The 21,678-nt window shown below is 45.9% G+C and carries 20 protein-coding genes, 15 tRNA genes and 1 rRNA gene; 3 read left to right on the forward strand and 33 right to left on the reverse strand.

The window, feature by feature from the left end:
- Positions 1–31 precede the first annotated feature (31 nt).
- Complete coding sequence (locus BMY78_RS28100; protein WP_090904553.1) at positions 32–898, forward strand: AraC family transcriptional regulator; 867 nt, start codon at positions 32–34, stop codon at positions 896–898.
- 90 nt (positions 899–988) lie between these two features.
- On the opposite strand, the gene BMY78_RS28105 is transcribed toward BMY78_RS28100, so the two are convergent.
- From BMY78_RS28105 to BMY78_RS28120, 4 genes are all read right to left on the reverse strand, one after another.
- The gene (locus BMY78_RS28105; RefSeq protein WP_090904554.1) at positions 989–1,750 is read right to left on the reverse strand and encodes a DUF3600 domain-containing protein; all 762 of its coding nucleotides are present in this window, start codon (positions 1,748–1,750) and stop codon (positions 989–991) included.
- Positions 1,737–2,327: a sigma-70 family RNA polymerase sigma factor gene (locus BMY78_RS28110; protein WP_111620069.1), complete on the reverse strand. Its 591-nt coding sequence runs from the start codon at positions 2,325–2,327 to the stop codon at positions 1,737–1,739. The genes BMY78_RS28105 and BMY78_RS28110 overlap by 14 nt, the downstream gene beginning before the upstream one ends.
- Positions 2,328–2,500: 173 nt before the next feature.
- Positions 2,501–3,289: a TrmH family RNA methyltransferase gene (locus tag BMY78_RS28115; protein ID WP_090904555.1), complete on the reverse strand. Its 789-nt coding sequence runs from the start codon at positions 3,287–3,289 to the stop codon at positions 2,501–2,503.
- A 102-nt stretch (positions 3,290–3,391) separates the two neighbouring features.
- Positions 3,392–4,054, reverse strand: coding sequence for a potassium channel family protein (locus BMY78_RS28120; protein ID WP_090904556.1), 663 nt, complete (start codon positions 4,052–4,054; stop codon positions 3,392–3,394).
- 183 nt (positions 4,055–4,237) lie between these two features.
- Here BMY78_RS28120 and sspI point away from each other — a divergent pair, with 183 nt between their 5' ends.
- A complete protein-coding gene (gene sspI, locus BMY78_RS28125; protein WP_062324046.1) occupies positions 4,238–4,471 on the forward strand; it encodes a small acid-soluble spore protein SspI in 234 nt (77 codons plus the stop codon).
- Positions 4,472–4,990: 519 nt separating this feature from the next.
- On the opposite strand, the gene BMY78_RS28130 is transcribed toward sspI, so the two are convergent.
- The 12 genes from BMY78_RS28130 to BMY78_RS28185 form a co-directional block, all read right to left on the reverse strand.
- Positions 4,991–6,574: a peptide chain release factor 3 gene (locus BMY78_RS28130; protein WP_090904557.1), complete on the reverse strand. Its 1,584-nt coding sequence runs from the start codon at positions 6,572–6,574 to the stop codon at positions 4,991–4,993.
- Between the two features lie 361 nt (positions 6,575–6,935).
- Positions 6,936–7,334 carry a DoxX family protein gene (locus tag BMY78_RS28135; RefSeq protein ID WP_090904558.1) on the reverse strand — a complete coding sequence of 133 codons (399 nt, stop codon included), beginning with the start codon at positions 7,332–7,334 and terminating at the stop codon, positions 6,936–6,938.
- 408 nt (positions 7,335–7,742) lie between these two features.
- Positions 7,743–9,293 carry a glucose-6-phosphate dehydrogenase gene (zwf, locus tag BMY78_RS28140; RefSeq protein WP_090904559.1) on the reverse strand — a complete coding sequence of 517 codons (1,551 nt, stop codon included), beginning with the start codon at positions 9,291–9,293 and terminating at the stop codon, positions 7,743–7,745.
- A gap of 248 nt (positions 9,294–9,541) precedes the next feature.
- Positions 9,542–10,282, reverse strand: coding sequence for a YwmB family TATA-box binding protein (locus tag BMY78_RS28145; RefSeq protein ID WP_090904560.1), 741 nt, complete (start codon positions 10,280–10,282; stop codon positions 9,542–9,544).
- A 243-nt stretch (positions 10,283–10,525) separates the two neighbouring features.
- Positions 10,526–11,200 carry a response regulator transcription factor gene (locus BMY78_RS28150; protein ID WP_090904561.1) on the reverse strand — a complete coding sequence of 225 codons (675 nt, stop codon included), beginning with the start codon at positions 11,198–11,200 and terminating at the stop codon, positions 10,526–10,528.
- Positions 11,136–12,257, reverse strand: a complete 1,122-nt coding sequence (locus tag BMY78_RS28155) for a sensor histidine kinase (protein WP_090904562.1) — start codon at positions 12,255–12,257, stop codon at positions 11,136–11,138. Before BMY78_RS28155 ends, BMY78_RS28150 begins: the two co-directional genes overlap by 65 nt.
- Before the next feature lie 33 nt (positions 12,258–12,290).
- Complete coding sequence (gene liaF, locus BMY78_RS28160; protein ID WP_090904563.1) at positions 12,291–12,938, reverse strand: cell wall-active antibiotics response protein LiaF; 648 nt, start codon at positions 12,936–12,938, stop codon at positions 12,291–12,293.
- Positions 12,939–13,087: 149 nt separating this feature from the next.
- Entirely contained in the window at positions 13,088–13,795 is a 708-nt protein-coding gene (locus BMY78_RS28165; RefSeq protein ID WP_024634152.1) for a PspA/IM30 family protein, read from the reverse strand.
- 1 nt (position 13,796) lies between these two features.
- The gene (locus tag BMY78_RS28170) at positions 13,797–14,297 is read right to left on the reverse strand and encodes a PspC domain-containing protein (RefSeq protein ID WP_090904564.1); all 501 of its coding nucleotides are present in this window, start codon (positions 14,295–14,297) and stop codon (positions 13,797–13,799) included.
- Positions 14,298–14,314: 17 nt separating this feature from the next.
- Positions 14,315–14,551: a PspC domain-containing protein gene (locus BMY78_RS28175; protein ID WP_063566169.1), complete on the reverse strand. Its 237-nt coding sequence runs from the start codon at positions 14,549–14,551 to the stop codon at positions 14,315–14,317.
- Positions 14,552–14,555: 4 nt separating this feature from the next.
- Positions 14,556–15,227: a PspA/IM30 family protein gene (locus tag BMY78_RS28180; RefSeq protein ID WP_090904565.1), complete on the reverse strand. Its 672-nt coding sequence runs from the start codon at positions 15,225–15,227 to the stop codon at positions 14,556–14,558.
- Positions 15,228–15,261: 34 nt separating this feature from the next.
- Positions 15,262–15,570 carry a LiaF transmembrane domain-containing protein gene (locus BMY78_RS28185; protein ID WP_024634156.1) on the reverse strand — a complete coding sequence of 103 codons (309 nt, stop codon included), beginning with the start codon at positions 15,568–15,570 and terminating at the stop codon, positions 15,262–15,264.
- A gap of 501 nt (positions 15,571–16,071) precedes the next feature.
- Here BMY78_RS28185 and BMY78_RS28190 point away from each other — a divergent pair.
- Positions 16,072–18,459: a PDC sensor domain-containing protein gene (locus tag BMY78_RS28190; protein ID WP_143067093.1), complete on the forward strand. Its 2,388-nt coding sequence runs from the start codon at positions 16,072–16,074 to the stop codon at positions 18,457–18,459.
- Positions 18,460–18,635: 176 nt separating this feature from the next.
- Here the strand turns inward: BMY78_RS28190 and BMY78_RS28195 are convergent, their stop codons facing one another.
- The 17 genes from BMY78_RS28195 to BMY78_RS28275 form a co-directional block, all read right to left on the reverse strand.
- Positions 18,636–19,562 (reverse strand): class I SAM-dependent methyltransferase, encoded by a 927-nt coding sequence (locus BMY78_RS28195; RefSeq protein WP_090904567.1) that lies wholly within the window; start codon positions 19,560–19,562, stop codon positions 18,636–18,638.
- Positions 19,563–20,051: 489 nt separating this feature from the next.
- Positions 20,052–20,130: transfer RNA gene (locus tag BMY78_RS28200), tRNA-Leu, on the reverse strand.
- A gap of 26 nt (positions 20,131–20,156) precedes the next feature.
- Positions 20,157–20,230: transfer RNA gene (locus BMY78_RS28205), tRNA-Cys, on the reverse strand.
- A gap of 6 nt (positions 20,231–20,236) precedes the next feature.
- Positions 20,237–20,311, reverse strand: a tRNA-Gly gene (locus tag BMY78_RS28210).
- A 4-nt stretch (positions 20,312–20,315) separates the two neighbouring features.
- Positions 20,316–20,390: transfer RNA gene (locus BMY78_RS28215), tRNA-Gln, on the reverse strand.
- Positions 20,391–20,403: 13 nt separating this feature from the next.
- Positions 20,404–20,476: transfer RNA gene (locus tag BMY78_RS28220), tRNA-His, on the reverse strand.
- Positions 20,477–20,505: 29 nt separating this feature from the next.
- Positions 20,506–20,579 (reverse strand) — tRNA-Trp (locus BMY78_RS28225).
- A gap of 6 nt (positions 20,580–20,585) precedes the next feature.
- Positions 20,586–20,671: transfer RNA gene (locus BMY78_RS28230), tRNA-Tyr, on the reverse strand.
- Between the two features lie 5 nt (positions 20,672–20,676).
- Positions 20,677–20,752 (reverse strand) — tRNA-Thr (locus BMY78_RS28235).
- An 18-nt stretch (positions 20,753–20,770) separates the two neighbouring features.
- Positions 20,771–20,846 (reverse strand) — tRNA-Phe (locus BMY78_RS28240).
- Between the two features lie 95 nt (positions 20,847–20,941).
- A tRNA-Asp gene (locus tag BMY78_RS28245) sits at positions 20,942–21,019 on the reverse strand.
- Positions 21,020–21,046: 27 nt separating this feature from the next.
- Positions 21,047–21,120, reverse strand: a tRNA-Met gene (locus BMY78_RS28250).
- A gap of 17 nt (positions 21,121–21,137) precedes the next feature.
- Positions 21,138–21,213: transfer RNA gene (locus tag BMY78_RS28255), tRNA-Val, on the reverse strand.
- 67 nt (positions 21,214–21,280) lie between these two features.
- A tRNA-Glu gene (locus tag BMY78_RS28260) sits at positions 21,281–21,352 on the reverse strand.
- A gap of 6 nt (positions 21,353–21,358) precedes the next feature.
- Positions 21,359–21,450, reverse strand: a tRNA-Ser gene (locus BMY78_RS28265).
- Between the two features lie 3 nt (positions 21,451–21,453).
- Positions 21,454–21,529, reverse strand: a tRNA-Asn gene (locus BMY78_RS28270).
- Between the two features lie 69 nt (positions 21,530–21,598).
- Positions 21,599–21,678, reverse strand: a 23S ribosomal RNA gene (locus BMY78_RS28275); the annotation flags it as partial.

The following is a 21,678-nucleotide window of genomic DNA, read 5'->3' on the forward strand; positions in this document are numbered from 1 at the left end:
ATATTGCGCTTTTGAAGGGGAGGCATTCCTAATGCCCATAATCACCGAGGATCAATTTAATCTGGTATGCCATCGCACCTCAACGACTGCGTTCCGAGAGGTTTTTCACGCTCATTCACAGATGGAGATCACGTATATCCATGATGGATATGGACAACTCATAACCGAGGGGCAGGCATTCCCCCTTGAACCGGGTACACTGATGATATTCCGCCCTTTTCAGCTGCATCAGATCCAGATTCAAGTCACGAAAGAACATCCCTTTATTCGCAGTGTCCTGATGTATGAGCAGCACCTGCTGAACTCGCACTCTCGACTATTTGCCGTATCGAATCGTTTTACAATGGACCTTCTCGAGCAAAGATCTCCGCTTCAACCGATCTGTCTTTCCACTTCATCCCCACTGGTTCAGATGATGGAGCAATTTGCCGATATTCTGCCTACATTGCTTCCACATGAAGCGGAAGAGGATACACGACTTTTCTTACTTGGACTGCTCGCACAGCTTCGCTACATTTGGAAAGACAGGCAGTTTCCCTGCTCTACTGCGCTCCCAGCGGGCTCTCCCGTTCTGCATCCTCATGTTGAGGCTGTCATGCAATGGATTGAAGAGCACTACAATGAAGTGTTTCGTCTGGAGGATATCGCAGATACGCTGCATCTATCGCCTTATCATTTGTCCCATATATTTAAAAAAGCTACCGGCACGACCATCGTTGCTTACGCCCAGGCCACTCGTATTCGTCATGCTTGTGTGTTACTCACAAGTACCACACATACTATTCCGGAAATAGGCCACCGTGTAGGCATGTCCAGCCCATCTTATTTTTGCAAAGTCTTCCGCAAGGCAACAGGCACCACGCCGCATCAGTATCGGCTGAATGTGCAAGGCAGATAAGAAGATTATCTACGAAATCATTTCTACAAAATGAAAAGGAGCAAAAGGAATGACACCCTTTCGCTCCTTAGCTCCTGAACACTACCTAAGCTACTCACCCGGTTTACGAACATCAAGACCCAACTTCTCCAAGAAGGGGAAAATGCGCTCACGTACCTGCTTCAGTTCTTCCTTCTGCTCCGCAGACAATCGTTCTTCATGGATGTTCCCATCCTGATCTGACACTAAGGATTCATACTGCTTCATCTGTTCATATAACGATTTGAACTCGGTAAACTGCTCCTCAGAAAACTTCGTCTCTGCCATTGCCAGCTGTTCCTTCCAAAATTGCTCCTGGTCCATAGGTTCTTTGGGAGAGTCTACACTTGCTGCTTCCAGCTTTTCGAAAAATGGTTCCAGTTCTGCAGTAAGACGATTAAACTCCGTCTGTTCTGTGACACTCCATTGCTCGGGGTGCATCTCTCCCTGTTGATCCGCATACTTCAAAGCCATTTGCCCCATTTGCTTCATCAGATCCATAAATTGAATAAATTCCTCTTCACTTAAATGTTTTTTGGCTGTCTGCAGCTTCGCTTCCAGTCTCATATAATCCTCCGATGTTCCACCCACCGCTGATATATTTTCCTGTGAACCATACATTTCGTTAGCCAAGTAGGAATACCCCGCATAGGCTCCAGTAGGAATGATGAGCACAGCAGCCAGCAGAACAGTAACCAGCCATTTTTTCCGATGTCTTTTGAGACGTGATTCACGTCGAACAGCATTTAAGATTTTATGTTTTGTTCTATCAGAAATTGTCCAGTTTTTGGTCTCTTCCTGGTAGGCTGTTCGCAGCTGTTCATCGAGATTCATGCAAATCCTCCACCTTTCCCCGAATACCTAGGTTCAACTTCTGATTCTGCCTCAGCTTGGTTAATGCCGCATGAATACGCGATTTCACCGTTCCTATTGGAATTTCCAATATGCATGAAATCTCTTCTTGCGTGTACTCGTTCAAATAGTGAAGAGTGATGGCCTGCTGGAGCTTGTACGGCAATCGGTGTACCTGCTCAAGCAGAGGACGATTTGCCAACTTGTTGATTAAGTCACCGGAAAAATCATACTCCAGCCCCGTATCAGACTTTTCCATCCGCTTGCTAAAACGAAATTGCGTCAATCGTCTCCGCCGGTAACTTCGGACCTGCCGCATCGTCACACCCATTAACCAGGGACGAAACGCTCTCTCCGAATCGTAACGCTCCAAGGACCTGTATGCCTGAATATAAATTTCCTGTACCAGATCTTCCGCGTCAGATGAGTCACGAATCAGAAAACGGACAGTGCGATACACATCCATCACCGTTAGCTCATATAACTCCCCATATGCTTCGTAATCACCAGCCCGGGTTAATTCCACAAGTTTTATGTACCTTTCTGCCTCACTCATCATCCATCCCCTTCCTCCTTACACTATATATTGGCATACCAGCTCCATATCGTTCGATTTATTTATTTCAACTTTCACCGGGCCATACCAAAAAAGCCCATTCCTCACTCATCGTTCGAGTTGGAATAAGCTTATATCTCTTACCTCATATAAACATGAAGTATATTATTCATCTGCTAAACCATCCGCTGCCTCATCGCTTCAAACAGCAAAATCGTTGCCGCCATTGCGGCATTAAGTGACTCTGCCTGTCCCTGCATCGGAATTGTAATTGCATCGTCCACCAGTTGTGCAGTAGATTCCGATATGCCCTTGCCCTCATTACCGATCACAAGCCATACCGATTGTGTAAAATCATAACTGTAGCACGAATACTCCGCCTGCAAAGACGTACTAACCAACTTTACACCCGCAGCCTTTGCTTCAGGCAGCAACGTTTCCAACGGACCTTCTACAATTGGCAGATGAAACAATGATCCCATCGTTGAACGGATCGTTTTCGGATTATAGACATCGGCACAACCAGCACCGAGTACAACACCTGCCGCTCCCGCTGCATCCGCACTGCGAATGATCGTTCCCACATTACCCGGGTCCTGAACATTGTCCAATACCACAACAAACCCCTTGGCAGAAGACAACAGACTTTGAAGCGGCTCGCGACCTTTATGTACAATGGCAAAAACAGGTTGGGGTGTCATCGTATCCGTACACTTGGCGATAACCGCAGGGGATACACTAATCCATTCCACGCGCTGAAGTGGAGCCTCCAGTCCAGCCAGTTCCTTGGGTACACCCTGCTCCCCATCGTAAACAATGCATTCCAGATCCGCCCCGGCGCGCAGTGCTTCCTCTACGAGATGAATGCCTTCAATAATATATTTATGTTGACGGGTACGGTGTTTTTTCTCCAGCAGCTGTGCCCATTCCTTCACACGTGTATTTTGCGGTGATACAATATCCATCTTTCCATCCTTCCCGTCTGCGGGATTTTTTATCAACATGTTACATGACGAATTGAAATTTTCCGACTAAAGATTGCTCCATTTATCCCGTCATTATACTTATCACTTTGGATACGCAAGCTCCATTTTCGTCAAATGGTCCTTGTGACCAACGATGATCAGCACATCCCCGTCCGCAATCCGATCCTCCGCATACGGAGAGATATTCATCGAATTCCCACTGCGAATCGCCATCACGTTGCAACCGAAACGTGCACGAATATTTAGCTCCAGCAGATTTTTACCGATCATTTGCTCAGACGCTCTCATCTCCAAAATGCTGTAATCCTCAGATAACTCGATGTAATCGAGAATGTTTGGAGATGTCAGATGATGGGCTACACGCAGTCCCATATCCCGCTCAGGATAAATAACCTTGTCTGCACCGATCTTCTGCAATACTTTACCATGAAGCTCATTTTGTGCTTTTACAATCAGAACAGGTACACCCATATCTTTCAGAATAAGGGTCGTGAGAATACTCGACTGAATGTCTTCACCAATCGCCACAACGACGACATCAAAATTCCGTATGCCCAGCGCACGCAGCGCTTCTTCGTCCGTCGAATCTGCCGATACGGCATGAGTCACAATATTGGACATTTCCTGAGTCCGCTGCTCGTCCGCATCAATTGCCAATACGTCGAATCCCATGCCGCTCAGGGCATTGGCTACACTTGATCCGAACCGTCCCATGCCAATGACGGCATATTGTTTTTTTGCCATTAGGGTCTAACCTCCCGCTGCACTTCAGCATTACGCATCTATTGGTAGTCCATTTTTCAATTAAGGGTCAGTGTTTACTTAAATATCCTTCGTAGTATACCACAAAGCCCAATAAACTTGAATGCGCTCACGCTTCCCAGGGAACAGTATTAGAGCAGCCGAATATACGAGGAGGGACTTGCGATGCCCATTACATTAAGCCTGCGTGAAGCGATTGTTCATAAGGTTCATGATAAAAGTGATGATCAGCTCCGGGAGATGATCGAAGGTTCTGTAGATGGACCGGAAGCAGCATTACCCGGACTTGGTGCCATTTTCGAAATGATCTGGAAGAACACGGAACCTGCGAAGCAGGAAGAATTAATTCAAATCGCGCAGGAGCATCTGCACACCATTCCCGTTCAACCCATCAGATAACTGAAGCCTTGGAGGGAAAGGTACCATCATCACGTTGTTCTGTCTGCAAAAAAAGATTTGGCTCATTGGTCTGGATGGTGCCCTGCTCCAAAGAGCAAGGCAGTTACATCCCCCGCAGACTAATTAGGTCCCCCAACCAAACAAGGTACAGTCACTGAGCATAACTCAGGAGGCTGTACCTTGTTTGTGTATATACATGCAGCTTCCCGAGACGGCAGTAACTAATCACTAGAAGCTGACTCTCCGATTAACAAGGCTGATCTATTTCCTTCAAGCATGTAATATCATCATACAACTACAATGATTTCAGCTACCTGATCAAACAGATCGAAGATATCCTCGTCCGTTGCTGCTGAGAGCAGACTGAATGATGACTAATGTTATTTTCCCTTTTCGCCTAGGCGACGGAATTCTTAATGAGATATAAAAGCTGGGAGCAACAAAAATGACCTAAACCCCTCTGATCAGGGATTTAGGTCATTTGTTTCTGCTGTCTTTACTATTTTAGGAAGAAACGGCTTAAGGAGCTGTCTCCAGGAATTTCGCCGTTGGATTTTTGTCCATTGCGGTTCTCATCGCGTATTCATTTTCGAATAGGACAACATAATTGCCCTTTTTATCTTTCACCAGAGCGGAGTTGATCCGGAATTTACTTGGGTCCAGATTCTCGTCCACGATCCAGCGAGCAAATTGATAAGGCATGCGCTGGAGCTGCACGTCTACCCCGTACTCGCCCTTCATCCGGTATTCAAATACCTCGAATTGGAGCTGACCCACGACGCCGAGCAAAGTCTCGTCGAAGCTAACGGTGTTGAACACCTGAATCGTCCCTTCCTCGGTCAACTGGTCAATCCCTTTTTGATATTGTTTATGTTTCAATGCATTTTTAACCGTAACTTTGGCAAAAATCTCTGGTGAGAACGTTGGCAGTTCGTCAAAAATAACCTCGCTGCCTTGGCTCAATGAATCGCCAATCCGGAAGATACCCGGATCAAACAGACCAATAATATCGCCTGCGTAAGCCTCTTCTACAATATCCCGATCCTGTGCCAGGAATTGCTGAGGCTGCGACAGTTTGATTTCTTTGCCCACACGATTATGCTTCACGCTCATACCACGTTGGAACTTACCAGACACAATCCGCAGGAATGCAATACGATCCCGGTGTGCCGGGTTCATGTTTGCCTGGATTTTGAAGACATAACCGCTGAATTTCTCATTCGTTGGCTCAATCTCACCTGCTGTACTGCGACGTGGTTCCGGTTTCGGTGCGAGCTGCAGGAAGTTCTCAAGGAACGTCTGCACGCCAAAGTTATTGATGGCACTACCGAAGAATACGGGGGTTAGTTCACCGCGTTGTACCTTCTCCATGTCGAACTGGTCTCCTGCAACATCCAGAAGCTCTAGATCTTGACACAGCTGATCATGCAGATAATCTCCTGCCATCTCACGAATGATTGGATCTTCGTATCCATCTACTTTTTGTACTTTAATTGTCGAGTGATCGTCCCCTTGGAACAATTCCACTTGATTTTTCATCCGATCGTACACACCGCATAGCTCACGACCTGTACCAATCGGCCAGTTCATCGGTACGGAGCGAATCCCCAGTACGTTTTCGAGTTCTTCCATCAGATCAAACGGGCTTTGTCCTTCACGGTCCAGCTTGTTGATGAACGTAAAGATCGGAATACCACGCTTCGCACAAACCTGGAACAATTTAATGGTCTGTGCCTCGACACCTTTGGCCACGTCAATCAACATGACTGCGCTATCGGCAGCGGTCAGTGTACGATACGTATCTTCACTGAAGTCTTGGTGACCCGGTGTATCCAAGATGTTGATGCGATGACCCAGGTAATCAAACTGCATTACGGAAGAAGTTACCGAGATTCCCCGCTGTTTCTCAATTTCCATCCAGTCACTTGTTGCATGTTTGCTTGCTTTCCGAGCTTTGACTGTACCGGCAAGACGAATCGCGCCCCCGAACAGCAACAGTTTCTCGGTCAATGTCGTTTTACCCGCATCCGGGTGAGAGATAATGGCAAACGTCCGGCGTTTGTCCACTTCCTGTTGAAGAATGTTATCTGCAGCTTTGCTCATAGATTCTATCCCTTTCGTCCGTTCATTCACGTTAATCCGGCGAGGCCGGTCTACCATTCAATCTTTATGCAATCCGGCTATGCCGGTTGATTGTACATTCGCATTTTCGCATATTAGGCAATTAAGCATCCTATGTTAATTTTACACATTTACAACGGAGTTCATCCTCCCTAAGCATTGTGCTTCCATTCATGCCGTAGACCTGATTTAGTATCCAACTTTCCTATTGTACCATAATCTTTACCGAAAATAACCGATTACGTACAGCAGAGATTCTTCTCTTTTCGGATTGCAAAAAAAGAGCACCCTTCCGCCATCTTTATGGCGTCCAGGTACTCATTATTCATTTCGCGTGCCGCTCTTAGAAAATCAATGCGTCCAGAGCATATTGTCCTCCACCTGTCAAAGCTATTGCTACACCAATCACCAGGATCGCAAGGTTATATTCAAATCCGTTTTGCGTGGACCAGTATCCATTCGCACCATGAACCTTCACAATGGCAATAACCATAGTCAGAGCAATCAGAATGCCGCCTACCGGTGTGAGCAGACCCAGAGCCAGCAGCAATCCACCGCCGAATTCAGCCAGCCCTGCCAGCAGCGCTACCAATGCGCCGGGCTTCATTCCCATTGATTCAAACCAGCCGCCCGTTCCCTTGATTCCGTATCCCCCGAACCATCCAAACAATTTCTGAGCCCCGTGCGCCATGAACGACAATCCAATCACCAAACGAATCAACAACAATCCAACATCCAACATTTTCTTTTCCTCCATTCAATATATACAAAATAGTATTCTTAGATTAAAGATATTATGCTAAAATTTTTTCCTCATGAATGTATTTCGTAACCCCTTCACCTGGTTCACATTTTATCTCATGAATGATGTACGTATCCGATTCGTCATCGGGTTTCGTATGTCTTTGCGTAATTTCTTTATCTCTTGGATTGAGTATAAGTTATATACTTACTTTTTGTCAATAACTTATTTTATTATATGCACATTTTTACACCCCACCTTCTCCACCGCAAAAAAAAAGACCTGAAAAGATCGCATCGCTGCGTTCTGCCCAAGTCTTTTTTATTAAAGGAGCAGCCCTATCTCAATACAATAAAATGACATCGCTCTAATCAAAATCCCTGCCACTCATGAGTGATACTCCCATGATTAATTGTTCACTTGCCAGACGACACTGTCTTCGTCCTGACCGTTCACCGGCCACCAGTGGAAGCCGTCCTGCTCCAGCAGTTTGCCTGTTGCTTCAGGCCCCCACGTACCTGCCGGATACGTGTGCAGCTCTCCGTGATTTTCCGCCCAAGCCGCCGCAATCCGGTCAACGAAGGACCATGCTGTAGCCACTTCATCCCAACGGGTAAAGTAGGTGGAGTCTCCTTCTGCTGCATCATGCAGCAGACGTTCATACGCCTCCGGCGAGTTGATTCCAATCATGCAGCTCTGACAGAAGTCCATCGCCAGCGGCTGAATCTCGGAGTCTGAACCCGGCTTCTTGGCATTGATTTTAATATAAATTCCTTCCATCGGGTTTACCCGAATGACGAGCAAATTCGGCTCCAGTTTATACTTTTTGCCCAGATAAACGTTACTCGGCATGGATTTGAATTCAACCACAATCTCGGTCGTTTTCACCGGAAGGCGCTTGCCTGTCCGAATATAGAATGGCACACCTGCCCAGCGGAAATTATCTACAAATACACGTGCGGCAAAATAAGTCTCCGTATTGGATTCCGGATCAACCTTGTCCTCCTGACGATAACCCGGAAGCTGCTTGCCACGATACTCCCCTTCGGTATACTGCCCGCGCACAACGTTAGTGCTCACTTCTTCATTAGAGGTAAACGCACGCAGAGAACGCAGTACCTTAACCTTCTCATCCCGAATGTCCTCCGGGAACAAACGGCTTGGCGGCTCCATGGCAATCATCGTCAGCATCTGCAGCATATGGTTTTGTCCCATATCACGCAATGCTCCCGAATGATCGTAGTATCCACCACGTTCTTCCACACCAACCGTCTCACCCAGGGTAATCTGAACGTTGGCAATATGTTTATTGTTCCAAAGCGGCTCGAAAAAGGCATTACCAAAGCGAATGACTTCGATATTCTGCACCATTTCCTTGCCAAGATAGTGGTCAATCCGATAAATCTCTTCCTCACGGAATACTTCACGGATCTGCTCATTCAGATGCTCCGCAGATTGCAGATCATATCCAAATGGCTTCTCAATTACAAGTCGATTCCACCCGCGGCTCTCCAGCATTCCACCATCACGCAAACTATAGGAGACGCTGCCGAAGAGCTCAGGTGCCAGCGCCAGATAGAACAGCCGGTTACCCGGTGTGTTAAACTTCGCTTCTAGACTCTCTGTCTGCTCACGTAATTCTTTGAAACCGTCCACGTTATTGATATCTAGTGATTTATACTCAAAATGTTCGACAAAAGCGTTCCACTCTTCGGGTTCCCCCGCCGGATAGCGGCAGAACTCCTTAATGGATTCATAGATGTCTTCCCGGAATTCTTCTGGTGACCTCGGACGACGCGCTACACCAATAACCGCAAAGTCTTCGGCTAACTTGCCTTCGCGGTAGAGACTGTAGATCGCCGGAAACAGCTTCCGGCGGGCCAAATCACCCGTTGCTCCAAAAATGAAAAATACTGCACCTGGTGTCTGCACTTCATCTTGCATTTGTTTTTCGACCATGGGCTCCTCTTTCTTTCCGGGAAGATATCTCCACACTCTCCCCGAGCTATGTAATGGTGTTATATACGCAACATACAACCGTCAATTACCAGCAAATTTCCTTCTTGGATGTGATGCCATTTTAGCATAAAAGCCCCAGGGGTTGCACTAATTTTCCTGAGAAATGTTATCAATATTTTTCCACATTTCATGGAAATTTCATCTATAAAAATTCATGATCAGACTTATAAATCTGCTTGAATATTGCATTAATATTCGATCGTGATCACCGGGAAACCTACTGTAACTCGATTGGTCCCCTTTTCATCATCCTTATGGACTGCAAGCTGCATGTTCAAGAGATGCGTACCGCTCTTAATCGCTATGGGCAGATCCGATGCCTCATATGACACGCTGGCAGTGCTGTTATCCGTATAACGTTCTATCGCTTGCATATTCATATCTCCAGACAGCTGTTCCTCGATTTGCTGCAATTGACTGCTGGCGCCACTTTCTTCAGTTGCACCTGTGCCCTGCACAGCGAAATTCCAAGTTGCTTTCATTCCCGAATCGTTAAGCAACTTGGATACTTGTTCATGTAATGTGATCAATAAACGTTGGTCCGTATGTTCATTGCCTGATAATTGGATGATCGTGTAGTATTCCTTTTCCCCCGTCACGACAACATTGACCAGAATGCCTGCATGCTGAGCATCAGCAGCCATCTCACTGCGATACACATCATGCCCCGTCTGTACAACGCGTTCAGGCTGCTGTAATCCCAGCCGATGAGCGAGCAGCTCCGCTTGCTCTTTTGCATCTCCACGGCCTTCTCCTTGCCATTTAATGACTAAACGCTCCACATGATCGATTGCTGTATCTGCGGTCTTCATCAATTGTTCCAGCTTGCCTGCTTCGGATTCCGTCTTCTCAGCGTACACATGAGTCATGCCTATAAGTATAATGATTGCCAATGCGAGTATGCCTGCTGTCATCCATCGATTTAACATTCGAATCCTCCGCTCTTTCTTGCATTCTATGAATCTATCAACAGCATGCCCCCATTACTCATTTGCTAAACTTCTTTTTGGCATACAAAAAAAGCCCTATCCACCATCTTCATGGCTGATCGGACCTTATATCATCTTATGGGCAGAACAAACTTTCAAATTGTGCTCCCCCCGATTTCTTAACTTCACTTATCTATTCAACAAACCAATAGTGCATGCCTAAACCATCACACGCTTCTTTTTCTATTCCGCAAGTCCATTCTTATAAGCATAGATAGCTGCCTGTGTACGGTCATCCACGCCCAATTTTGCTAGTATGTTCGTGACATGGAATTTGACCGTCTTGATCCCAATAATCAGGTCATCTGCGATGTCCTGGTTCGACTTGCCTTTAGCGACTAACCGAAGTACATCCATCTCCCGATCAGTCAATTCATCATGAGCCGGTGCCACTGCCTGCGGCTGTCGGAAACGATTCATCATTTTGGACGCCACTTGTGATTCCAGAACCGATTGCCCCCGAGCGGCAGCACGTATTGCATCTGCCACCTCATTGGCTCTGGATGTTTTCAGCAGGTAACTGAATGCCCCTGCCTCAATAACCGGATACATTTTTTCATCATCCAGATAACTGGTCAGCACAATGACCTTGCATTCCGGATACATTTTAAGCAGCTGCCGGGTGGCTTCAATCCCGTCCATTCCTTCCATAACGAGATCCATCAGGACAACATCAGGTTTATACTCCTGTGCCAGCCGAATGCCTTCCTCACCGCTGCCCGCTTCCCCCACCACTTCAATGCCATCTTCGGTATCCAGCACCGCAGCGAGGCCAATACGTACCATTTCATGATCATCCACGAGCAACACTTTGATCGACGTTTCCGCTTCCGTCTCCGTTTCTATTCCCGTCTCCATTGACATGTTCTTCCTCGCTTTCATCGTTCATCAAAGGTATTGTAATCTCAATTCGTGTTCCTTTGCCTGGCGCCGTTACAAATTGAATGGCTCCTCCAATTTCAGTCACACGTTCACGCATATTGGCCAGACCGTACGAGGCCTGTTTCTGATCGTCAAGATCAAATCCCTGACCATCATCGCGAATCAGTACCCGAATGGCATCCATCCGGCGCTGAAGTCGAATCTCCATCTTTTCCGCCTTCGCATGACGTAATGTATTAGACATCGCTTCCTGAATGATACGGAACAGATGATTCTCAATGCCTTTGATCAAATGAATGTCTTCATCCATTTCGAGTACGATGTCCATAGGTACTTTTGTTTTCAACTCCATCACAAGATCGCGCAAACCTTGCTCGAGATGTTTACCCTCCAGATAGACAGGTCGCAAATGCAATAGTAACGCCCGCATCTCAGACTGAGCTACAGACGCCATCTCTTCAATTAGGGCCACCTGCCGCTGGGCACGTGCAAAATCCTTTTCCATTCTTCGTCCAACCGCTGTTGCGGTCATGGAAATGGCAAATAGCTGCTGTGATACCGCATCATGCAATTCTCGTGCCAGCCTTTGTCGTTCCTCCACAATGGCCGTTATTCTGGCCTGTTCAGCCAACTGCGCGTTATTCGTAGACAGCCTTTGCAGAGAAGAGACCTGATCTTCCCACTTTTTGCCGATGCGTCCAAGCTGCTCACTTAATCGGCCGACATCATCAATGCCGAGATCCGGCACAGTACGTGAGAGTGACCCCTTTTCCCATTGCAGCAGCGTTTCTCGCAACAGTTCAAGCCTTCGTTTGACCCGGTAGCTCTGATAGAAGCCGAAGGCTGCACCCATACCGACCAAGAGCAGCAGTAACGCCAGACCCGATTGAATCAGATGCCTCCACCCTGCAAACGGAGCAAGATAACCATATGTATACAATACATACAAGATTACAATGAGCACAATGAAAACAAGGAGGATCCCTTCACCCATACTTCGGGTTACCATATCGGTATGTCGTTTTGTCTTCATCCGGGTCTCCTCCTTCTACACCTATTTAACTTATTACGGATTACTGATGTTTAGGTCGCCAACAATATAAGAAATGACAAATTTTGCTTTATGTTCACTGGACTCATATCCAGGAGTTCTCCATACCAATTTGTTCATCATGCCACTATCCTGTTCCCCATTAACACTTATCCGTCCAAAGAGTACCGTCGCCTCAATCTCAACACCATAATCTTCAGGCAGCGTCAGACGAACATTTCCCATTATACCTTGCAGAAGCACAATCGTTTGTTTATCCTCCGGAATGGAGAGGGACAGATCTGCGTTAACCTCACCCAAGGCATGCCATAGGCTCATGCTACGCAGTGTCCATGGAGCCTGATCCCAATAGTAACGAGCCATGAAATTTTGCTTGCGCATGACATGCCCGTCTAGATGAATCTTTTTGTTTTTGGAATAAAAATAGGCGAGTGAAGCCAGTACAATCAAAAATACAATCATTAGATTATCAAGCAACAACAGAGCGGCACCGATCCCTAGGAAGCGATAACCTTTGTGTGTGTCACCCTTACGAACTTGTACCATACCTATCGTTAACAGAATCAGTGCGGCGACGGTCAGCAGGTTAATACTTCGGTTCAGTAACATCAGCATGCCGATGACAATGATTACAACAGCAAGCCATTGACCCTTCTTATTCATCTATGCCGCACCTCCTCTGTAAGTTGATCTTCCCAATTCGACGGAAAAGCCATATCAGGCTTTGAACACCTGTATGGCTTAACCTTTGTTCTAGAAACCGTTCTTTATTCACGATTTATAGAATATCATATTGTCTGCTGAGCGAACAGTTATTCTTTTGAAGTACCGCCCGTTTCATTCTTCGCACCATTGCCGATTTTGTTTTTCAGAGCTTGCAGCTGTTGATCTACTTTGAATTGCTTCTCTGTATCTACAGGATTAGTGTACGTAGATTGTGTGTTACGATAAGGTGCGCGGATCACATCAGCTTCCGCTTCCATTTGCATGATTTTCTCTTCCATGCGGTGGAATCCAAGGGATGCGCCACCACTCTCGATGGAGTGCAAGCTGTTAATTTGGGACATTTGTTTTTTGGCTTTTGCCATTTGTGCACGGGATACAAGTTCATTACGTTTGTTACGCATTTTGTAGAACTCATCCTTCATGTCATGCAGCTGTTGCAGCAAATCTTTGGCTTGAGCTTCGGATTGAGCATGAAGTTCTCTGTATTCCGTAATTTTTTGATCGAAGTAGATTTTCTCTTCCAGCAATTTACGGGCCACTTCTTCCTGACCATTAGCCAGTGCAGCCTCTGCCTGAGACTCACGTTGTACCGATGTACGCTCTGCTTCGTCCAGACGCTGTTTCATGCGACGCTCATTCGCCATTTGTTTGGCAACTGTTACCTCTGCCTCGTGAATTTCAGCCTCCATGTCACGCAAGTACTGGTTCAACATTACAATCGGGTCTTCCACTTTATCCAACATATCGTTTACCGACGCTTTAGTCATATCCTTAATCCGTTTAAATACTCCCATTTTACTTTTCTCCCTTCTCGTAACGAGATAATTTTTGGCGAAGCTCTTCAACTTCTTTTTTCAATGCTTTTTTCTCAATATCTTTCATCATGGAATCAAGTTCACTTTCTTGCTGTGCCCCTGCTCCGTAGGCGTTATTGTCGTAAGAACGTGGGCCAGACTGAGGTCTGCTGTTGTATCCTGGGCCAGGACCGAAGTTTCCAGGACCTTGATTACGGTTGTTTTGGAAAGGACCTCTTGGCGGCTCGTGATCAAAGTTGTTGTATCCTCTACCAGCGCCAGGGCCCGGACCATAGCCGTATGGATCATAAGGTGGATATGGCTCTTTTGGCACCACCAGTGCTGCGATGAAGTAGATTAACAACGACGTGCCGCCAGTTACGAAGATACTGATGACGAAGATGATACGCAGCAAGGTTGAATCCATGCCGATCGACTCGGATATCCCGCCACATAATCCTGTCAGCATCCGGTCACGCGTTGAGCGATATAATTTGCTCATGTGCTTACTCCTTTCTTTTACTTGTATCCTCTTACGTGATCAGCACCATAAGTGTATGGATCAGCGTGATAGGGTTCTTTTGGCACTACCAATGCAGCGATGAAGTAGATCAGCAATGATGTACCCCCCGTAGCGAAAATACTGATGAAGAAAATGATACGCAGCAGCGTGGAACTAAATCCAAGATTTTCAGAGATGCCGCCGATCAAACCTGTCAGCATTCGATTGCGCGATGAGCGGTAAAGTTTATTCATGTGTCTACTCCTTTCTGTCATTGTTCAGCTTTTGTTTCAGCCGTTCCAGTTCCTTGTCCAGCGTAGAGGATGACATGGTGCCAGACGTTCCTGACCCATCCTGACTCATCCGCCGCAAATCCCGGAGACTCTGTGCCTCATATTCGAGATCCGAAACCTGATCGTCCAGTCGGTTGAACATACGGGGTACATTCTGACCGTTGTAGTGACCTCTCTGATTCATTCGTTGCTGTAACTGAATCGTCTGCATACGAGCGTAGTAATATTGGCGTTTGCTGTATACATTTTGATACTCCACTTTCAGTTGGTCGATCTGTTCGTCCAGTTCCTGTAAAGCCGCATTGCTTTGTGCGTACAATTCATTATATTGTTCCATTTTTTCCTCATGGAGAATTTTCTCCTGCAAAGCAAGTTTCGCTAAGTGCTCCTCGCCTGCTTTCAGAGCCATGGAAGCTTGTTCTTCCCGTTTGTGTACCATACCTGCGGCCTGATCGGCTTGTTGTTTCATTTGTCTGGTATGGCTAGCATATTGATGACGAAGCTTCTCGGCTTCACCGATGTCTTGGCGGGTCGAGACCAGAAACTGATCAATCAGTTTGACTGGATCCTGACTTTGCTCCAGATGTTCGTTTAAAGTAGCTACGGTAATATCCCGCATTCGACGAAATACACTCATTTTGTTCTGTCCTCCTTTTCAAGATCGTGAAAGCTTAGTAACGGCCACGACGACTGCGATTATTACTCAACATGGAGAATCCGAAGATGATTAACCCGATCGCGATGATCGGTCCGATCAGCCAGGCCAGTTTACCCAGCAATGAGAGGATACCGATGAAGAGAACAATCCATCCAAGCAGTACATTTCCTCGTTTAACTCCGTAGTATCCAAGTGCAATCATCAGGATCGGAATCAGATAACCCATTAAATGTCCCAGTAGAGGAGTTAACTTTCCGAAGAGGAGGAGTGCACCCAATGCAATCAGTACAATCGCCCAGCCATTTCCTTTATTCCATCTCATAATTGTTGTTCACCACCCTTTCGGTTCATTAATTTTGGTATGTGTGTTTGTTTGTTCGTTTGTTCATTTGTTTCTTGTTTAACCTTATGTCCTTATTCTAGGGGAAACGGCGACTTTTCAAAACAGACCGTGGACGGTTTTTCATCCTAGACTCAGGTCGGGGATCGGGTTGGACCTTTGACTGTCCCTGGATCAGACCATTGACCACTGTACCGAGTAACAGCCTTAGATATCCCTTATTGCCCTTCTTCAACGCCGATTCCCCAGTGTGAATATGACGTCCATACCTCTTATCTACGTTCTCCCCCGACTGACGTTTCCCAATATGCCTTGCATTAAAGCTATAACGACTTCTAATATGATTTAGACGATTACATAATCTTAATTTCCACATGAATTTTTATTACTTTTTTATCCAAATAAACAAAATTTAGATTGTTCTATATGTAAGCGTTTACTAAAATAGAAAGTGTTACTAATCCAAAAGTCAGGAGTGGACCTGTGCGATCATTCAGCTATCTACATAAAATGATAGTCTTCGGAATTTTGTTAAGTACCCTGCCCATTCTGTTGACGGGAATCGCCGCTTTTATCTATTCTTCAAAACAATCAGAGCTGCATCGTGCTCAAGCCAATAAACAATTGCTAATCCAAATGCAAACCAATGTGGAGCACAAACTTGCAACCGTAAGCTATATGCTCGATCAGGCCGTTCGGTCACCGGACACGCTCCGTTCGCTAACTTTATCATCATCGATCCAAGACACTGGGCCTTTGTTTGCTGAGAAGCTACAGAACGAATTTAATAATATGAGATCATGGGAGCCTCTAATGGATATTACGCTCGTTAATCAGACCCAGGATTGGCTCATCGATCATGCTGGCCTGTTCCTGAATACTGATTTTCCAATGGCGCTGCCTATGAAAGACTTATTATCAAACACACTTACATCCGGTTGGCAGCTTACACCATCATCTGTGTTTAACAATAATGAGCGCCCAGTGAACTCAGGCTGCATCTACCATATTGCACTCGCCAGATCGATACCCGATGTAAATGTTTCTTCTGACGCTGCCCTGATTGCGGGAATTCCTGCATGTTCACTGCAAAAACCACTGGAAGAGGATTCACCGGGCAGCTCTACAGCCGGACTAATCATTTTGAATCGTGAACATCGCATCATGGTCCACCCTGATCCCGAATATATTGGTCAGCCATTGGCTGCAGCAGGAATAAAAGATAGCGAATCGGGTTCCAATTTTAGCGAGTTGTTATCTATCCGTGGATTTGCTGCCTCTTCAGGGCAACGGGAGGTACGTATTGCAGATACCCGTTACTCGCTGTCCTATACGCATTCTTCTCTAAAAGGGTGGACATATATTCTCATTTCGCCTACGAATATTCTTACTCATGAGTATGTTCAGATTGGGCTGCACACCATGTATATCAGTGTCGCTATGCTACTGCTTTCACTTTTGGTCTCATGGGCAGGCTCGAGAAGAATGGTTATACCCATACGGAGGCTGCTTGTACAACTTGGTGATAAACGCTTATTCAGAGGTAACTTGGAAACCAATTCTACGCTTCATATGGATGAATTTGAGCAAATCAGAGCTGGCGTTTCACAGCTATCTGCTTCTCAATCCCAGCTTGAAAGCAAATTGAATCAATATAAGTTGCAGATCCGCACTCATTTTCTAATCAACCTGCTACTGGGCAAAAATGCTCCATCCACTCTTCATGACACACTCAGAGAGAATGGTTATGGTTCACAGCTTCAAGAGTGGCAACAAATAGCCGTCATTGCAGTTCAGGCTGATCTTATGAATCACACCAAATACCATGCCAAGGATCGTGATCTGTTGCTATTTGCCGTTCAGAACATACTGGAGGAGAGTGTTTATGCCGAACAACAGTTACTTCCTATAGTATATGATCAGGCTGTCGTTACCATTATCGGTACCTCTGAGCAAGATCATGTTCGTTTTTCACAACATCTGCATACGTTAACGGAACAACTACAACATCAGATCAGTGAGATCCTTAGTCTCCAAGTAAGCATTGGCTTCAGTCAGCCTCACGCCTCGCTATTTCAGATCCCGCAAGCTTATACGGAGGCCCGTGAAGCGCTCAAGCATCGAATGAAACTGGGAGCAGGCATCATCTTTCAATTTGAGGCGATTGATAATCGTACATCCCATTGGGCACTGCCATATCCCGAATCACTGGAGTATACGCTGATACAGGCCATCCAAAATGCCGATGCAGCCCAAGCCTCATCTCATCTCCATCAGTTGCTTGAAGTGCTGTTCGGCATGGAGTGTACACCGGAAGAATATCAGGTAGCATTTACCCGATTGTTAACACATATTTTGCAGATGATGCAGGAATCCGGTATACGACTGGGACAGATCTCCAAAGGCCATGGATCTATTTTCAATGAACTTCATGCTCTACAGTATGCAGCTGAGGTTGAGCAATGGTTTCACAATCATATCATCATACCGATCATTCTCATTCTGAAGGAAAGACAGTACGCCCAATATCAGCACATATCCGAGAAAATGATTGCCATCATTCAACAAGAATACGATAAAGATCTGACGTTGGAGGAATGCGCATCCAGACTTCATTACAATGCGAACTATCTGAGTAGTGTGTTCCGCAAAGAGACAGGCTGTGCATTCAGTGAGTATCTGACGAAGTACCGCTTTAGTATAGCTAAAAAGTGGCTCGACGAAAGCGAGCTAACGGTCAAGGATATCGCCGCACGGCTTCGTTATAACAACCCGCAGAACTTTATCCGTTCTTTTCGAAAATGGGAAGGGATTACGCCTGGACAGTATAGGGAGCGTAAGCAGAAGCCTGATCTATCCATAAAACAGTAAGCGGCTCTTTTGGGGATAAAGTACGAGGGTTATAACTATTTCTATCTATAGAAGAACGTTTGTTATTTAGTCAAAGAATAAGTTTTTTGTATCTGACCATAAAAAAGGGAGCAGTTTAACTGCTCCCTTTGCTCCCCTAACACTTCATCTAAATTAATATTACTACTGAAACAGGTCTACTGTTTTCTTGGACGTACCACTTTCATGTTCGGTTGCTCCAGTTGAATCAGAATTTTACCAAACTTCCCTCCGCGTGAAAATGTAACCACACCATCCTTGTAAGTGTCTCTGATATATTGTTCAGCCAGGGCAAGCGAACCCTCATCCGTTGGTAGTTCGTGCGTAGTAAGCCATTCCTGAAGCTTATCGACGACTTCCTCAACAGGTATCTCAATGAAACTTGTTTCTTTAGTGATTAAGGTGGTGTAAGAATAATCTTTCAAGTACAGCAGCTGTTGTATATACCCCATATCTCCCGCGTTGTATGATGGATAGACACCTAGTACCTCTTTAAGCTCATCTATTAGTGTGTGCTCTCTCGGTCCAGCTATCGTGCTGATATAGACATACTTTCGGGCAGTGCTGATGGCCTGTTCAATCGTTTCCCAATTCGACATTGCCGGGCACATGGATGCAAATGCAAAATCATATTTCTTCTCCCAACCCTTATCCTGAATCGATATGTCCTCGAATCGTTCCGAAACAATATCAATACTGGATGTAAGGGATACAGGAATTGTCTCCTTCATTAATGAAACTAAAAGTTCAGAGGGCTCTACAGCTGTAACGTTCGCTCCTTTGGTTGCAAAAGGAATTGTAAAGATGCCTGATGCTGCCCCAATGTCTAATATCGATACCCCGTCAAAACTCACTCCCTGATTTTCAATCCAGCCTATGATGCGTTCGGATCGCTTCTTTCCCTCTTCAGTAAACGACTGTTGATGATATTCTCTAGCCCATCGTTCAAATGCTGCTGTCGCGTCAAACGCCGTGCTCTTCATATTGTATTTTGAAGTTGTGGACTGATTCCTCCACGCTTCTTCCCATACAGATAGATCAAATAGAATTTCAGAATGCTTGGATACATGTTTTTCCTCAGACATGTTGCTTCACTCCATTTCTTTTATAAAATATAATTTCGAAAAAAGGATATTATTTTGTTTTGATAAGCATCTTTTATATGAATTTAAAAGAGCTACAATATCCATAATTAAACGAGGCAATATTAGAGACTTTATATATCTACAATATACTCATTCAAGTTATGAGTCAATACGTAAACAAAAGTAATTCCATCTCCTTCTATAAGCCATAATCCAAGTGCAGAGATTAGGGATTGCAATTGAGTAATTGCACAGCATCTGATAGATTGCCAGCTTACAGGTAAAGCGGTACTTACAGTTTAGAGATACCAGAATGTCATTTGCCCAAGCACATCATGTTGGATTCCCTTGCAGTAATGGTGTTGTGGTGACCTACGAAATCCATTCAGGAGCCTTGTTGCTTAACTGCCGTACTTCATCTTTTAATCCACTAAATAAAAAAAGCTCATTAGATTTTGCATCTAATGAGCTTTTCCTTACTTGCTTGAATACCGGCGAGAGGACTCGAACCTCCACGGTTTCCCACTCGATTTTGAGTCGAGCGCGTCTGCCATTCCGCCACGCCGGCATATCATATTTTTATAAAAAATATACTGGAGGCGCCACCCAGATTCGAACTGGGGATAAAGCTTTTGCAGAGCTGTGCCTTACCACTTGGCTATGGCGCCATATTTTGGAGCGGACGACGGGAATCGAACCCGCGACCCTCGCCTTGGCAAGGCGATGCTCTACCGCTGAGCCACGTCCGCATAATGGCTGGGGATATAGGATTTGAACCTATGCATGACGGAGTCAAAGTCCGTTGCCTTACCGCTTGGCTAATCCCCAAAAAAAACAAAGGGGCGATCGAGGGGAATTGAACCCCCGAATGCCGGATCCACAAACCGGTGCGTTAACCACTTCGCCACGATCGCCATAATACAATATGTTCTTAAAAGTTAATTGGCAGGGGCAGCAGGAATTGAACCCACACCAACGGTTTTGGAGACCGTTGTTCTACCTTTAAACTATGCCCCTAAAAACTGGTGGAGGATGATGGATTCGAACCACCGAACCCGTACGGGAGCAGATTTACAGTCTGATGCGTTTGGCCACTTCGCTAATCCTCCATAAGTGGTGCCGGCGAGAGGACTTGAACCCCCAACCTACTGATTACAAGTCAGTTGCTCTACCAGTTGAGCTACACCGGCGTATTAAGTTGTAATAAATGGTGGCTCGGGACGGAATCGAACCGCCGACACGAGGATTTTCAGTCCTCTGCTCTACCGACTGAGCTACCGAGCCAAAATAAAGTTTAATCCTGAAACGTTGCACTTTATCTAGGGCGTTCGGTGCCATATAGCAGATTTAGTGAACAGCTTCCTCATGTAAAGATTAAATGGCGGAACCGACGGGATTCGAACCCGCGATCTCCTGCGTGACAGGCAGGCATGTTAGGCCAACTACACCACGGTTCCAGATCACTTTCTTGAAAGAAAGAACAATTGCGGGGGCAGGATTTGAACCTGCGGCCTTCGGGTTATGAGCCCGACGAGCTACCGGGCTGCTCCACCCCGCGTCGTTATAAAAGTTATATGGTGGAGGCTGAGGGGTTCGAACCCCCGACCCTCTGCTTGTAAGGCAGATGCTCTCCCAGCTGAGCTAAGCCTCCGAACAACACATTTATGATCTTATCATAAAACTGCTGTGAAAATCAACTTCTTTTTTGAAGTTAAATATGACCCGTAGGGGATTCGAACCCCTGTTACCTCCGTGAAAGGGAGGTGTCTTAACCCCTTGACCAACGGGCCTTACTATGGCGGAGAGAGAGGGATTCGAACCCTCGAGACGCTTGTGGCGCCTACACGATTTCCAATCGTGCTCCTTCGGCCAACTCGGACACCTCTCCATATGGCTCCCCGAACAGGGCTCGAACCTGTGACAACTCGATTAACAGTCGAGTGCTCTACCAACTGAGCTATCAGGGAATATGCTTCAGAGATTATTCTCTGAAAACTAGATCCGAAACGAAATTTGCGATGTATAACCTGCATATCTTGGATAAGCCCTCGACCGATTAGTACTGGTCAGCTCCATGCATTGCTGCACTTCCACCCCCAGCCTATCTACCTCGTCG

The sequence above is a fragment of the Paenibacillus sp. OK076 genome (genome assembly GCF_900110055.1).
Classification (GTDB): domain Bacteria; phylum Bacillota; class Bacilli; order Paenibacillales; family Paenibacillaceae; genus Paenibacillus.